Raw genomic sequence first — 15,155 nt, 5'->3', positions numbered from 1 at the left:
CGATATGAAAACCCTGAAACGCACCACCACCGCGCTGTGGCTCGGCACCCTGGGCCTGACCACGGCTTCTGCCGTGGCCCATGCCGAGGACTGGAAATTCGGCGTCAACGCCGGGGTGGCCAGCGTTCCACGCTACAGCGGTAGCGACCAGCGCGCCGTGATGCCGATCCTCGGTGCCGAGGTCGTCAGCCCCTACGGCATCTTCCTCAACACCGAGCAGGGCCTGGGCTGGGGCAACAAGTGGGGCGACCTGTCGTTCAGTACCTGGGTCGGCCCGAGCGAATCGCGCCACGACAAGAACCGGATGGGCCAGGGCTCCAAGCGCCTGAAGGGCATGGGCGACATCAAGACCCGCGCCCAGTACGGCGCTCACCTGGGCTATGACCTTGGCCCATTCGAGCTGGGCGCCACCGTGACCCATGCCGTGAAGAAGAACAGCAACCGCGATACCGGCCGGGCCTACAGCCAGCTGGAACTGAGCGTCGGCACCAACCTGTACAAAGGCAGCTACGGCAGCCTGGACGCCAGCGTCAACACCCTGTTCGGCAACGCCGACTACATGCAGACCTGGTACGGCGTCAGCAGCACCCAGGCGGCCAACAGCCGCTTCGGTGCCTATAACGCCAAGGGCGGCCTGGTCAGCAGCGGTGCGGACCTGACCTGGAGCCTGCCGCTCAACGAGCAGACCAAGCTGTCCACCCAGCTGTCGATGGACTACCTGGGCAAGAAAGCCGCCGACAGCCCGCTCGTCGATCGGCGCCTGCAGACGGTCCTCTCTACCCAGATCGAGTACAGCTTCTAAGGCCGCAAAAAATACGGCCCGTGATCACGGGCCGTAGGGTATTAAAGACCAGGCCCCGCGAGGGGCTTGGTCATTTTTGTGCTCGGCCCTGGCGCAGCGTCAATCCGTGCTGGCCCAGGTCATGCGGAACGAGGCACCGCCCCACTCCGAGTCCATCACTTCGACCTTGCCGCCATGCCATTGCGAGACCCTGCGCACCAGGGCCAGGCCCAGGCCGAAACCACCGGTACGCCGATCACGACTGGCATCGAGCCTGGAGAATGGCTCGAAGATCTTTTCCCGCCCCTCTACCGGCACACCCGGGCCGTCATCGTTGACCCGCACCTCGTAGCCGTTTTCCAGACGCACCAGGGACACCTCCACACGCCGCTCGGCGTAGCGAATGGCATTGCGCAACAGATTGATCACGGCCCGGGCCATGAAGCGCGGCTCGATGCTGATGTACTCCACCTGGCAGGAGCGAATCAGCAACTGCACGCCTGCCGCCTCGGCCTCCAGCGCAACGCTGCCGATCACGCTATCCAGCCAGCTCTGGGCCTGGATCTGTTCGCGCTTGATCGTCGCCGCGCCGTGCTCCAGGCTGGCGTAGCTCAAGAGTTCGGACACCATTTCCTCCAGCTCGCCCAGGTCGGCGTACATGTCGCAGATCAGCTCCTGGCTTTCCTGCGGGTCCGGGTTCTGCTTGAGCTGGTCCAGTTCGAAGGACAACCGGGCAATGGGCGTGCGCAACTCGTGGGACACGGCATTGGTCAGCTCGCGCTGGTTGGCGATCAGGCCTTCGATGCGTGCGGCCATGCGGTTGAAGTGCTGGGCCAGGTCACGGATGTTGGAACTGCGCGAAAGGTGCAGGCGGGTTCCCAGGTCGTTGCTGCCGAAACGCTCGGCGGCCAGGCGCAGGCGCTCCAGGTCACGCCAGTGCGGCCGTACCCAGAAGTACAGGACGATACCCAGCAGCGCGCCCAGCAAGGCATAGCCTGCAATGTTGTAGTGCAGGGTCATTGGCTGCTCTTCCGGCAGCTTGATGCTCAATAGCTGCGGACCGCCGTCGATACTGGAGATGAACTCGTCGTACTCATCGCCGCGCACCACCAATTGACTGGAGTCCAGCAGGGCCTGCTCGCGAGGCGTCAGGTTCAATTGATCGGCCTTCACCAGCGCCAGCAACAGCCCATAGTGAGGCTTGAGCGCCTCCAGCTGGCGCTGGCGTCCGGATTCGTCCAGCGGTCTTAGCTGTTCACCCAGGCTGTAGGCCTGCCCCCGGACCGCCTCGCGGTTGTAGGACTCGATCAGGTCGGCCGCCAGGTAGTTGAGGAAGATGTGTTGCACTGCTGCCATCGACCCGGCGAAACCCAGGACCAGGAACAGGTAGAGCCCCAGAAACAGCCGCAGCATTCAGATCTCCCAGGCGAACGGATTGAACAGGTAGCCCTTGCCCCACACGGTCTTGATGCAGGCCGGCTCGCGAGGATTGTCCTTGAGCTTGTGGCGCAGCTTGCTGATGTAGACATCGACGCTACGGTTGAGACCGTCGAATTCGATGCCGCGCATGCGGTTGAGGATGTCGTCCCGGGACAGGGTCTTGCCCGCGGCGCTGGCCAGCAGCCACAGCAGCTCGAACTCCATGGTGGTCAGATCGATCGGCTCGCCGCTCAGGCGGACCTCGCGGCTGCTGCGATCGATGTTCAGTACGCCGAACTCCAGGGCCCCGCGCTGGGCAGCCGGCTCAGGCACCTGGCGTCGCTGCAAGGCCCGCAGGCGGGCCAGCAGCACCGGCGGCTTGATCGGCTTGATCACGTAGTCGTCGGCGCCGGACTCCAGGCCGAGGATGTGATCGAGATCATCCTCCTTGGCGGTGAGGATCACGATCGGGGTGTCCGATACCGCACGGATTTCCCGACACACATGCAGGCCACTCTGGCCCGGCAACATGAGGTCCAGTACCACCAGTTTCGGTTTGAATTCGAGAAAAGCCGACAGGGCTACATCGCCCCGATGGACCGTCAATACTTCAAAGCCATGCTGGGACAGGAAGTTGGCGATCAGCCCGGCGAGCTTCTCGTCATCTTCCACCAGCAATACTTTGCCAAGACCCAGGTTTTCCATAGATACCAGTCTGCGAACGCACGATTTTTAAGTGCGCGCAGTATAAGCGGCAGGGGATTAAAGAAAGGCTAACGCGCAGCACAAAATCCAAAAGCTGCAGGGTTGCATGCAAGATTTCATCTTTTTAAGAGTTTTTTACAATTTGCCCCCAGTAAACCGGGGGCCATTGCTCACCAGGCCGGCACACCGCTGTGGAAACGGAACTCCTGGTCCGGCGACTGGATCAGTTCCTGCTCGGCGACTCGCACCTTGTCGATCACCTGGGCGATGTCCTTGGCGTCACCGTACTGATACGCCAGCTTCAGGTAGCCCTGGTAGTGCCGGGCTTCGCTCTTGAGCAAGCCGAAGTAGAACTTGCCCAGCTCCTCGTCCAGGTGCGGCACCAGGGCCTCGAAACGCTCGCAACTGCGCGCCTCGATGAAAGCCCCCACCACCAGGGTGTCCACCAGCTTTACCGGCTCGTGGTTGCGCACCACCTTGCGCAGGCCCGAGGCATAGCGACCGGCGGAGAGCTGGCGCAGTTCGACCTTGCGCTTCTTCATCAGGCGCAGGACCTGCTCGTGGTGCACCAGTTCTTCACGCGCCAGGCGCGACATCATGTTGATCAGGTCGATATGGGAGTGGTACTTGGCAATCAGGCTCAAGGCCGTGCTGGCGGCCTTGAACTCGCAGTTCTTGTGGTCGATCAGCAGGGTTTCCTGATCGGCCAGGGCGGCCTGGACCCAGGCATCGGGAGTCTGGCAGCCGAGGAATTCGGCAATCGGCGGGAAGTTCATCGGCGGGTATCCAGGCAATCCGCTGCGGCCCGCAAGTGACGGGCGGCGCTAGGGGTGATCGGTAACATGGGGCTCACGGGACAGGAGGGCTTTGCAGCCAAAGGCGCGATTATACCGGCCACGCCACAGACCACCAGCGACGGCGCTTGATATGCATCAACATCCCTCGAAGGTGCCAGCAACTATAGTTATTCACAGTAGTCGTTCATCCCTTCCTGGAGATCCCGAGCATGCAAAGCATCCGCAGTATCCTGGTGGTCATCGACCCCACGCCTGGAGAAAGCCTGGCCCTCAAGCGCGCCAAGCTGATTGCCGGGGTCACCCAGGCGCACCTGCACTTGCTGGTCTGCGACAAGAAGCATGAGCATTCGGCCTTGCTCAGCGTGCTCAAGAGCAGCCTGACCGGCGAAGGCTACAGCGTCACCACCGAGCAGGCCTGGAACGAGAGCCTGCATGAAACCATCATCGACGTGCAGCAGGCCGAAGGCTGTGGCCTGGTGATCAAGCAGCACCTGCCGGACAGCCCGTTGAAAAAGGCCTTGCTGACACCCGCCGATTGGAAGTTGCTGCGCTACTGCCCAACCCCGGTATTGCTGGTCAAGAGTGCTACCCCCTGGTCCGGTGGCGTGGTCATGGCGGCGATCGATGTGGGCAACCTGGACGGCGAGCATCGCATCCTGCATTCGAGCATCGTCGACCATGGCTTCGATATCGCCAGCCTGGCCAAGGCCCAGTTGCACGTGATCAGCGCCCATCCATCGCCGATGCTGTCGGCGGCCGATCCGGTATTCCAGCTCAAGGAGACCATCGAGAAGCGCTACCGCGAGGCGTGCAAGGCATTCCAGAGCGAGTTCGACATCGACGATAACCACCTGCATATCGAGGAAGGCCCGGCCGACGTGCTGATCCCGCACATGGCCAACAAGCTCGAGGCCGTACTGACCATCATCGGCACCGTGGCCCGTACCGGCCTGTCAGGGGCACTGATCGGCAATACCGCCGAGGTGGTGCTCGACTCCCTGGACAGCGACGTGCTGGTGCTCAAGCCGGCGGACATCATGGATCACCTGGAAGAGCTGGCTGCCAGGGCCTGAATGACCGGGCGAGGGAGTTCGCTCCCTCAAGGCCCGAGGCTCAGGAACCCAGCGCGTCCTTGAGGAAGCCCGGAGCGATGTAGCGCTGGTAATGGGCTTCCGACAGGAGGAAGAACTCCCGGTCGATCGCATCGCGCAGTTCCGGCAGGCCCCAATCGCGAAACTCCGGCAACAGCGCCATCCCATAGGCATCGAGCTGGTTGATCACCCGGGCGCCGCGGGCAATCAGCTGGTAGGCCCAGCAGTATTCGGATTGATGGGGAACGAAACGGATCTTGCGTTGCTCGAGCTGCCCACGCAGCCGCGCCGGGTCGAAGACCTCCAGCTTGGCTGCCATCACCTGCACCAGGAGTTGCTCCAGGCGCAGCCACACCGCCCGCTTCTCATCCTCGTTGTAGCCATTCCAGTTGACCACTTCATGATGGAAACGCTTGCAGCCACGGCACACCAGGTCGCCATAAACGGTGGAGCAAAGGCCGACGCAGGGAGTCTTGATGGTCTGATTGGGCATAGATAGACAGCACACGCAAAAGCAAAACAGGGCGCAATGTTAGCCCTTTGTCTAACATTGATCACCCCTCAAACTTTAATCCGCCAACTTACGTTTAGTTTTTTTTTGCCGTAGAATCAGCCAGCCTTTTTAGGCGCCAATGTCCGTTTGAAGCTGTTTTCAAAGCGTCACGAGCACAGTCGTTCCTTCAGAGCGGTGTTGGCGAGGGGTTTTTCCAGCGGGGAAAAATCCAGCGCCAACCCTCATCAGCTCCCGTTCTGCAGGCGTAAAACTTTGAAAGCAGCTTCTGTAAGGAATTGTCGGTAATTCTGGCTAAGTGGCCCACAACGCCACGCAGCGCATGAGTACGGCAATTTCGGGATGAGCGTCCCGGACACCCATTTGGGACCACTGATGAGGGTAATAACTGTGCTTGAAGCCTACCGCAAACATATCGAAGAGCGCGCAGCACTGGGTATCGTTCCCCAGCCGCTAAACGCCGAACAAACTGCAGGCCTGGTCGAGCTGCTGAAGAATCCCCCGGCTGGCGAAGAAACCTTCCTCGTTGACCTGATCACCAACCGCATTCCACCAGGCGTTGACGAAGCTGCCTACGTCAAGGCCGGTTTCCTCTCCGCCGTCGCCAAAGGCGAAGTCACTTCCCCTCTGATCGACAAGAAACGTGCCGTCGAACTGCTGGGCACCATGCAAGGCGGCTACAACATCGCCACCCTGGTGGAGCTGCTGGACAGCGCCGAACTGGCCGCCGTCGCCGCCGAACAACTCAAGCACACCCTGCTGATGTTCGATGCCTTCCACGACGTGGCCGAAAAAGCCAAGGCTGGCAATGTCCACGCCAAGGCCGTGCTGGAATCCTGGGCTGCCGGCGAGTGGTTCACCAACAAGCCAGCCATCGCCGACAAGTACAGCCTGACCGTGTTCAAGGTCCCGGGCGAAACCAACACCGACGACCTGTCCCCTGCCCCGGATGCCTGGTCGCGCCCTGATATCCCGCTGCACGCCCTGGCCATGCTGAAAATGGCCCGCGACGGCATCGTGCCTGAGCAACAAGGCGCCATCGGCCCGCTCAAGCAGATCGAAGAAGTCAAGGCCAAGGGTTTCCCGGTTGCCTACGTCGGTGACGTGGTCGGTACCGGTTCTTCGCGTAAATCGGCAACCAACTCGGTGCTGTGGTTCTTCGGCGACGACATCCCGTACGTGCCGAACAAGCGCGCCGGCGGCTTCTGCTTCGGCAGCAAGATCGCCCCGATCTTCTACAACACCATGGAAGATGCTGGCGCACTGCCTATCGAGTTCGACGTTTCGAACCTGAACATGGGCGACGTGATCGACGTCTACCCGCACGCTGGTAAAGTCTGCAAGCACGGCACCGACGACGTCATCACCACCTTCGAACTGAAGACTCCGGTCCTGCTGGACGAAGTTCGTGCTGGCGGCCGTATCCCGCTGATCGTCGGCCGTGGCCTGACCGAGAAAGCCCGTACCGAACTGGGCCTGGGCCCAACCAACCTGTTCAAGCTGCCAGAAGCTCCTGTCGATACCGGCAAGGGCTACACCCTGGCACAGAAAATGGTTGGCAAGGCCTGCGGCCTGCCGGAAGGCAAAGGCGTGCGCCCTGGCACCTACTGCGAACCGAAGATGACCACCGTCGGCTCCCAGGACACCACTGGCCCGATGACCCGTGACGAACTCAAGGACCTGGCGTGCCTGGGCTTCTCCGCTGATCTGGTGATGCAGTCCTTCTGCCACACCGCGGCTTATCCAAAGCCGATCGACGTGACCACCCACCACACCCTGCCCGACTTCATCATGACCCGCGGCGGCGTTTCCCTGCGTCCGGGCGACGGCATCATCCACAGCTGGCTGAACCGCATGCTGCTGCCTGACACCGTCGGCACCGGTGGCGACTCCCACACCCGCTTCCCGATGGGCATCTCGTTCCCGGCCGGTTCTGGCCTGGTCGCGTTCGCCGCTGCCACCGGCGTCATGCCGCTGGACATGCCGGAATCGATCCTGGTGCGCTTCAAGGGCAAACTGCAACCTGGTATCACCCTGCGTGACCTGGTTCATGCCATCCCTTACTACGCCATCCAGAAAGGCCTGCTGACCGTCGAGAAGAAAGGCAAGAAAAACGCCTTCTCCGGCCGCATCCTGGAGATCGAAGGCCTGGACGAGCTGACCGTCGAACAAGCGTTCGAACTGTCCGACGCCTCCGCCGAACGTTCCGCTGCCGGTTGCACCATCAAGCTGCCAGAGAAGGCGATCGCCGAGTACCTGCAGTCGAACATCACCCTGCTGCGCTGGATGATCGGCGAAGGCTACGGCGACGCCCGCACCATGGAACGTCGTGCTCAAGCGATGGAAGCCTGGCTGGCCAACCCGCAGCTGATGAGCGCCGACAAGGACGCCGAGTACGCCGAAGTCATCGAGATCGACCTGGCCGACGTCAAGGAGCCTGTGCTCTGCGCGCCGAACGACCCGGACGACGCTCGCCTGCTGTCCAGCGTCGCTGGCCAGAAGATCGACGAAGTGTTCATCGGTTCGTGCATGACCAACATTGGCCACTTCCGTGCAGCCGGCAAGCTGCTGGACCAGGTCAAGGGCCAGCTGCCAACCCGCCTGTGGCTGTCGCCGCCAACCAAGATGGACGCCCACCAGCTGACCGAGGAAGGCTACTACGGCATCTACGGCAAGGCTGGCGCGCGCATGGAAATGCCGGGCTGCTCGCTGTGCATGGGTAACCAGGCACGTGTAGAGCCGAACTCGACCGTAGTGTCGACTTCGACCCGTAACTTCCCGAACCGTCTGGGCGATGGCGCCAACGTCTACCTGGCTTCGGCCGAGCTGGCGTCGGTGGCTTCGATCCTGGGTCGCCTGCCGACCGTCGAGGAGTACATGGAATACGCCGGCAAGATCGACAGCATGGCAGCGGACGTATACCGCTACCTGAGCTTCGACCAGATCGCCGAGTTCCGCGAAGCGGCCGCCAACGCCAAGATCCCGGTGATACAAGCCTAAGGCTCTAGCGTTGTAGAAAGAACGCCGCGTATTCCACGATACGCGGCGTTTTTTATTGCCCGTGATCCAGTTCTTCGTGCCTGAGTGACAGGGCTGCAGCGCTGGACCCGTACTGATCGAAGCCTCAGAGATCGAGAACCACCCTCCCCTTGGCTCGTGAAACACAAGGCAGCATCCGGTCTCCCTGTAGCCGCTCGGCCTCGCTCAACACCGCATCACGATGGATGAGCTCACCCTCGATCACACCCACCTCGCAACTGCCGCAGGTGCCTTCCCGACAACTGAAAAGACACCTGCAACCGGCGTCGAGCAGACATTGCAACAAGCTTTCTTGAGCCGGCACTGTAATCGTTTGCCCGGAAGAGGAAATGACTGCATCGAACGGTTGCTCGGCATCCACCCCGATTATCGGCGCGGCCTTGAAGCGCTCGACGACTAACCGGTCACTCATGCCCAGGAGCTCGCAGCGCTGCCCAAGGGCATCTAGCATCCCTGCCGGGCCACAGGCAAACGTCAGGCCTGGAGCAGCATCCAGAACCTCTTCTAGAACGAGCACAGCCGCCCCCGTCTCGACGATCCGTACCTGTCCATCCAAGGCACATAAACGATCGACGAATGCCATGTCCGATCGACATCTACCGGCATAGGTGAGCCGCCACGGCCTACCCAGGGTATTGACATGCTCCACCATGGAAATGATCGGGGTAATACCGATACCACCAGCGACGAAGTTATAGAACGGCGCGTCCACCAGCTGAAAATGGTTAGCTACGCGGCGGACGTCCAGCAAGGCCCCGACCCGCAAGCTGTCATGAATAGCCTGGGACCCACCCCGGCCGCTCAACTCCCGCAACACGGCAATGCTGTAGTGCTGGCGATCAGCCAGATCACCACACAGGGAGTAGTGCCTGAGAAACCGCCCCAGGACATCGATCTCCAAGTGAGCGCCCGGCTGCCAAGGCGGTAGTTCTTCCCCTGAGGGCGAACGCAGCTTGATGGAAATGATCCGATCCGCCTCGAGAGTGATCTGTGACACTTGCAGCTTCATGAGGAACTTCCCGATACCGAGATGCGCCCCTCTATATCCGAGAGGATACGCCGGAACACCATCCCGGCGATGTCCGGCACTCTGATGTGCAACTCTTCACGCAAGTCGGTGGGAATCTCTTCCGGACGTACTGTTTCAAGAATCGCCGCATCCTGCTTGATCACGGTATCGACGAAGCTCAGATATTGCGCATCCGAGCCGGGATCGGTATCGAAACTGCGCACGAATGTCACGTAAGCCCGGGTGCGTTTTTCATCGATGGGCGCAGCGAATAATGATACGCAGGTCCATTCGCCCGTCCGGGGCGTCGAACGACGGATATGTCCAGTGAAAGGCGCCAAATAGGTGTAGCGAAGCGCAAGCTTCTCGCTACTGTCAGTGGTCAAGTCTCCCGGCTGGAGTTGCAGGTAACTGAAGTCGAGGCGGTATTCAGTGCTCTCGACATCGTAAGGTTCGATCTGAGTATCAGCCCGATCTCCCAGCCAACTGTCGTGGACAAACGGGAAGTGAGCCAGGTCGAGGAAATTTTCCACTGCGCGGCCGGCACCGACATTCCAGTCATAAACATCCACTATCAGCGAACGCGTGCCCGGTGTTGCATAGTCGGCATCGGGCAGGTAGTCCGGGAAAGGAGCGAGTGGTTCGCCAAGCGCCACCCAGACGATGTCGTTCTGTTCACGCACCTGGTAGCTGATCGCCCTGGCCTTTGACGGGATCGGCTGCCCCGGGGGTAGAGCCGGGATGCGTACGCACTGCCCGGCGTGATCGTAGCGCCAGCCATGATATGGGCACTCAAGGGTTCCATCATCGAGAACCCGGCCAATGGACAGTGCGCACCCACGATGGATACACAGGTCCTTCAAAACCGTGATCCCGAACTGCGTCCTGTAGGCCACGAGGTTCTCCCCCAGCAACATGAACCTGGCGGGCTTGCCACCAACCTCTGTAGATAAAGCCAGCGGATGCCAGAAATTGCGGTATGCAGTCATCTTGGTCATGTGACCCCCTCCCTTCGCCAGTGTGCTCTCGGTGTGTGAACTACGAGACCTGTCCGGAGGATGCAAACCAGGATATCAATGGCGGAAGATCTACCGCTCGATGGCCTGCAGCCCATGTAATCTGGTGTTTTTATACTGAAATAAGAGAATCACGTTCTTTTTTGACGCACAAGATTTTTTTGCCAGGCACAGATCACCACCGCGCGCCCAGGTGTCAAGCCGAGGGTTTTGACGAAGATTATTTTTTTTGGGACGGGGCTCGACCCGACCAACGGCAACTCAATAGCAGATCCACCATTGCCCTCTCGACTTCAGGCATGACCGGGTCGTGCTGGTTGAAAGAGCGCAACGCCTTCATTCGCATGGCCATGCCATCGAAGGTCAGCATCAGCAGATGGACTGCGGCACGCAGGCGAGGGTCGTCGCTATCGTAGCCATCGAGCGAAGTGCTGATAATCTGGATGATTCTTGCCTCGGTCCAAAGCAGGAGATCAGGGGAATAATGGTCCTTGGCCTGCACCACGGCCAAGCCTTCCATCAACGCCGACGTGTAGCCGGTAGCATCATCAACGATGTCCACCAGCAAGCCGTGAACCAGTCTCTGGACCCTGGTCCGTGGCGTCCTGGCTCGAGCCACTCGGCTATCGAGCATCTCCATTTGCTCCTGCAGCCACTGCCCGTAGATCTCCAGGTAGATTTGCAGCTTCGAGTCAAAATAGATGTAGACGTTAGAGGGGACGATACCCGCGCCTTTGGCAATTTTGGCGACGGTGGTATCCATGTAGCTGCTCATAGCGATTTGTTTCGCCGCCGAATCCAGGATTGCCTGCCTTACCTCACCACTCTTGACACGGGCCAATGCACTCTCCTTGAACACCATTGTGTGATGCTGCCTGGCAGCCTCTCAGAGTGGTGCATTGTAACTTCGGGCGCCCTCCAGTGAATGCACTCAACTTGCGTTATCAACGATCTCGGCAACATCGGCCAGCACAAGCTAGCCGTGGCTCTTGGTATAGCGTCGCGGCGAGACCCGGGTCCACGCCTTGAACGCCCGGGAGAATGTCGCCTGGTCGGAATAGCCCAGGTCCTGGGCCACTGCCGAAAGCGGCATGTCGCAAGCCTGGAGCAGGTTTTGCGCCTTCGCCTGGCGCACCTCCTTTAACAGGCTGCGAAAGGAGCTCCCCTCTTCGACCAGGCGCCTGCGCAAGGACCGTGAGGAAAGGTCCAGCGCGGCGGCAATCGAATCGCAATCCACCGAGGCACATCCCAGCCGGCGGGCGATCAGTTCGCGGGCTTGCATGGCCAGCCCCCTGGTCGTGGTGTTTTCTGGGCCCAGCAAGTCCAGCAGGTGGCGTTCCAGGACGCGTTTGAGCCCGATATCCTGCCCGCCTGCGGCACGGGAGAACGGGCGTTCGAGGTCGCTGTTGAGCAACACCAATTGGTTGGCGCCCTGGTGGCCGCGCACCGGCGCCTTGAAAAAACGCTCCAGGTGCTGCTTCTTGCCGGCTATCGAGTGCTCGAAATGCACCTGCACCGGCGCCCATTGTGTCGTCAGCAACTGCTTGATCAAGCCTGCGATCCCGGACAGGGTGAATTCCGCATCCTGGCGGCGCGGCCAGATACCCGGGTCCTGGATCCGATAGCTCAGGACGCTCGTTTGCGGGCCGCAAGCCAGCTCCAGCAACGAGTGGGTCTGCCAGCGCATCTGGAACTTAATGACGTAGTCCAGGGCATCGTGCAGGTTGGCGCAGGCCTTGAACAAAGCATGAAAAGGCCCCAGTTCCTCGAGCCCGAACTGCGTTCCCATGTCCAGGCCGAGAAAAGGCCGGTCGAACCTTTGCGCCGCCTGCTCGAGCAACGACACATAGCGCCCCAGTGCTATGCGCTCATAGGGCGTCGCAGCCTGGGATCGGTAGAGGCCGTGCTCACGTAACAACGAATCCAGCCGCCTGCCCACATTGGCCAGGGCCTTGAGCAGCGTGATCAGGTACAGGGTACGGGTCGTCGCCGGTTCACCGGTATCCGGACGGCACTCATGAGTTACCTCAAGCAGTTCCTTCATACGCATCACCCCTCGCAGGCCATCCTGGCGTTAGTCGATCGCGCCCTCCTATCGGCCTGGCCCCTACCAGTACACGGCGCAGGGACATCAGTTTCCGCTCTTTCCCACAGGCCGCCAGAGCCGAATAGCGTGTTGGCCGATTCTGCAAATTCTGCATCCGGTTTTGCAATTTACCGCGGTTCTGGCCCACGGCAAGATCCGCCCAACAACAACAACAACAACAACAACAACAACAACGCCTGAAAGGATGTGAGAGATGAACGCCTCGACGAAGATCGACTTTGTTTATCTGTCCGAACCGGACATGGTCCGGGCCGGTGTGACCGACATGCCCAGCTGCGTGGACACCATCGAAGAAGTGTTCGGCCTGCTCTATCACAACGACTACCGCATGGCGGGCGCCAACAATAGCTCCCATGGTGCACTGATGGTGTTCCCCGAGAACTCGCCCTTTCCCGATATGCCCAAGCCCACCGCCGACCGCCGCTACATGGCGATGCCGGCCTATCTGGGAGGGCGTTTTCGCATGGTCGGCATGAAATGCTACGGCTCCAATGCCGAGAACCGCGACAAGGGCCTGCCCCGCTCGATCCTGATGTTCATGCTCAATGACGCCGATACCGCCGCTCCGCTGGCCTTCATGTCGGCCAACCTGTTGTCGGCTTACCGAACAGGTGCCGTGGCCGGGGTTGGTGCCCGGCACTTGGCGCGCCAGGACTCCCGGGTAGTCGGGATCCTCGGCCCGGGCGTCATGGCCCGGACCTCGCTGGCCGCTTTCATGGCGGTATGCCCTCAGATCGACACGGTGAAGATCAAGGGGCGCGGCCAGCACAACCTCCAGGCCTTCCTGGTCTGGGTCGCCGAGACCTTCCCGCAGATCACCCGAGTGCAGGTGGTCGACAGCCTGGAAGCGCTGGTACGCGACAGCGACATCGTGACCTTCTGCGCTTCCGGCGTGGTCAGCGACCCTTCGACCTACCCCACGGTCCGGCGCGAGTGGCTAAGGCCCGGAACCTTCCTGTCGATGCCGGCCACCTGCAACATGGACCAGGCCATGGAGGCCGCGGACATTCGCAAGGTGCTGGACCACACCGCGCTCTACGAAGCCTGGTATGACGAAGTGCCCAAGCCTTCCCACGCCACTGTCCCGATGATCGGCATGCGCTTCATGGACCTGCTCGCCACAGGCGGGATGCAACGCGAGCAGCTCGAGGACCTGGGTGCGATTGTCGCTGGCCAGGCGCCTGGCCGACGCTCCGAGGACGACATCATCATGCTGTCGGTGGGCGGCATGCCCGTAGAAGACGTGGCCTGGGGCACGGTGGTCTATCGCAATGCCCTGGAGCGCGGGATCGGCGTCAGGCTCAACCTGTGGGAACAGCCCGCCCTGCGCTGAGACCGGGTCGCGAGCAGCGGCCCGGGTGATATCCAAGCTGAAGGAGACGAGCCGTGGCTCCCCTGATCACTCCAGTCCAGACCTCGCTGGACCTACCCGAAGCGACCACCGTGGTGGTCATAGGCGGCGGCATCATTGGCCTGGTCGCCGCCCTGGTCCTGGCCGAACGCGGCACGCCCGTGGTCGTGCTGGAAAAAGGCCGGATCGCTGGCGAACAGTCCTCGCGCAACCAGGGCTGGATTCGCAAGATGAGCCGCTCGGCGCCAGATGTCCCGCTGGCCATGGCCGCCGATCCACTATGGAACGGCCTGGCGGCCCGTGTCGGTGCCGATGTCGGCTACCGCCGCGCCGGCATCCTGTACCTGGCCCGCAACGAATCCGAATTGGCCGTGCACCAAGACTGGCTCGACTCGGTACAAGACCTGGCGTTGGACTCGCGCCAGATCAGTGCTCTGCGTATCGGGCTCCTGGCGCCAGGCGGCAGAGGCCACTGGGCAGGCGGCCTTTACACACCTTCGGACGGACGCGCCGAACCGACCCTGGCGGCCAGCGCGATCGCCCGTGCAGCCATGGCAAAGGGCGCCGTGATCGTCGAGCACTGTGCGGTACGGACCCTGTCGCTGGCCGCCGGCAGGATCGCCGGGGTCGTCAGCGAACGCGGCGAGATCCGCTGCGAACAGGTGCTGCTGGCGGGCGGCCTGTGGTCGCGACGTTTTCTGGGCAACCAGGGCATCGACCTGCCGACCTTGCCCCTGGTGGCGTCGATCCTGCGCACCGCGCCTGTGCAAGGCCCCTGTGATATCACCGTGGGCGCCCCGGACTTCTCGTTTCGCAAACGCCTGGACGGTGGCTTCACCATCAGCCATCGCGGCGTCCTGAACGCACCGTTGACGCTCGACAGCCTGTTGCTAGGGCGACGCTACCTGGGTGCGCTGCGCGGACAATGGCAAAACCTGCAACCGTCCATCGGCCGCGAGCTGTTCGACGATCTCCTCCTGGGACGACGCTGGCGAGCCGACCAGGTATCGCCTTTCGAACGGGTACGGACCCTGGACCCACCTGCCGACCCCAGGGTGAACGCCGAAGCGCTGCGCAACCTGGCCACGGCCTGGCCGATGTTCAAGGACGCCGTGGTGAAGCAAGCCTGGAGCGGCGCGCTCGATGTCACCCCCGACTCGCTGCCGGTGATCGGCCCTGTCGCGAAGATCCCCGGCCTGACACTGGCCAGCGGTTTCTCGGGCCACGGCTTCGGTACTGCGCCAGCAGCCGGGCAGCTCGCCGCCGACCTGATCTGCGCCACCCGGCCCATTGTCGATCCGAGGCCTTATCGGCTGGAGCGGTTCTAGC

The 15,155-nt window shown here is 61.7% G+C and carries 13 protein-coding genes; 5 read left to right on the top strand and 8 right to left on the bottom strand.

From position 1 onward, the window contains the following. Positions 1-4 precede the first annotated feature (4 nt). Positions 5-802, top strand: a complete 798-nt coding sequence (locus tag C4K39_RS13105; protein WP_124346615.1) for a MipA/OmpV family protein — start codon at positions 5-7, stop codon at positions 800-802. Between the two features lie 99 nt (positions 803-901). Here C4K39_RS13105 and C4K39_RS13100 read toward each other — a convergent pair whose 3' ends face one another. The 3 genes from C4K39_RS13100 to C4K39_RS13090 form a co-directional block, all read right to left on the bottom strand. Beyond that, the gene (locus C4K39_RS13100) at positions 902-2,137 is read right to left on the bottom strand and encodes an ATP-binding protein (protein WP_437179383.1); all 1,236 of its coding nucleotides are present in this window, start codon (positions 2,135-2,137) and stop codon (positions 902-904) included. A gap of 57 nt (positions 2,138-2,194) precedes the next feature. After that, complete coding sequence (locus C4K39_RS13095; RefSeq protein ID WP_068583971.1) at positions 2,195-2,905, bottom strand: winged helix-turn-helix domain-containing protein; 711 nt, start codon at positions 2,903-2,905, stop codon at positions 2,195-2,197. 170 nt (positions 2,906-3,075) lie between these two features. Then, positions 3,076-3,681 carry a MiaE family protein gene (locus C4K39_RS13090; RefSeq protein WP_068583968.1) on the bottom strand — a complete coding sequence of 202 codons (606 nt, stop codon included), beginning with the start codon at positions 3,679-3,681 and terminating at the stop codon, positions 3,076-3,078. A 230-nt stretch (positions 3,682-3,911) separates the two neighbouring features. Between C4K39_RS13090 and C4K39_RS13085 the strand changes: the two genes are divergently transcribed. Next, on the top strand, positions 3,912-4,775 hold the full coding sequence (locus tag C4K39_RS13085) for a universal stress protein (protein WP_068583963.1): 864 nt from the start codon (positions 3,912-3,914) through the stop codon (positions 4,773-4,775). 40 nt (positions 4,776-4,815) lie between these two features. On the opposite strand, the gene C4K39_RS13080 is transcribed toward C4K39_RS13085, so the two are convergent. Further along, positions 4,816-5,286, bottom strand: coding sequence for a DUF1289 domain-containing protein (locus C4K39_RS13080; protein ID WP_068583959.1), 471 nt, complete (start codon positions 5,284-5,286; stop codon positions 4,816-4,818). A 408-nt stretch (positions 5,287-5,694) separates the two neighbouring features. Here C4K39_RS13080 and acnB point away from each other — a divergent pair, with 408 nt between their 5' ends. After that, entirely contained in the window at positions 5,695-8,304 is a 2,610-nt protein-coding gene (acnB, locus tag C4K39_RS13075; RefSeq protein WP_068583956.1) for a bifunctional aconitate hydratase 2/2-methylisocitrate dehydratase, read from the top strand. 124 nt (positions 8,305-8,428) lie between these two features. On the opposite strand, the gene C4K39_RS13070 is transcribed toward acnB, so the two are convergent. From C4K39_RS13070 to qhpR, 4 genes are all read right to left on the bottom strand, one after another. Next, entirely contained in the window at positions 8,429-9,352 is a 924-nt protein-coding gene (locus tag C4K39_RS13070) for a PDR/VanB family oxidoreductase (RefSeq protein WP_124346613.1), read from the bottom strand. Then, positions 9,349-10,350, bottom strand: coding sequence for an aromatic ring-hydroxylating dioxygenase subunit alpha (locus C4K39_RS13065; protein ID WP_124346612.1), 1,002 nt, complete (start codon positions 10,348-10,350; stop codon positions 9,349-9,351). Before C4K39_RS13065 ends, C4K39_RS13070 begins: the two co-directional genes overlap by 4 nt. Positions 10,351-10,588: 238 nt before the next feature. After that, the gene (locus tag C4K39_RS13060; protein ID WP_164487280.1) at positions 10,589-11,209 is read right to left on the bottom strand and encodes a TetR/AcrR family transcriptional regulator; all 621 of its coding nucleotides are present in this window, start codon (positions 11,207-11,209) and stop codon (positions 10,589-10,591) included. Between the two features lie 135 nt (positions 11,210-11,344). After that, positions 11,345-12,412: an AraC-like transcriptional regulator QhpR gene (qhpR, locus tag C4K39_RS13055; RefSeq protein WP_124346610.1), complete on the bottom strand. Its 1,068-nt coding sequence runs from the start codon at positions 12,410-12,412 to the stop codon at positions 11,345-11,347. A 256-nt stretch (positions 12,413-12,668) separates the two neighbouring features. On the opposite strand from qhpR, the gene C4K39_RS13050 reads away from it, so the two are divergent. Next, the gene (locus tag C4K39_RS13050; protein ID WP_124346609.1) at positions 12,669-13,808 is read left to right on the top strand and encodes an ornithine cyclodeaminase family protein; all 1,140 of its coding nucleotides are present in this window, start codon (positions 12,669-12,671) and stop codon (positions 13,806-13,808) included. Between the two features lie 53 nt (positions 13,809-13,861). Continuing rightward, a complete protein-coding gene (locus tag C4K39_RS13045; RefSeq protein WP_124346608.1) occupies positions 13,862-15,154 on the top strand; it encodes an NAD(P)/FAD-dependent oxidoreductase in 1,293 nt (430 codons plus the stop codon). Position 15,155 lies beyond the last annotated feature (1 nt).

Origin of the sequence: Pseudomonas sessilinigenes, from assembly GCF_003850565.1 — a bacterium.
GTDB classification, from domain to species: domain Bacteria; phylum Pseudomonadota; class Gammaproteobacteria; order Pseudomonadales; family Pseudomonadaceae; genus Aquipseudomonas; species Aquipseudomonas sessilinigenes.
This window is presented reverse-complemented; position numbering and strand designations above follow the sequence as displayed.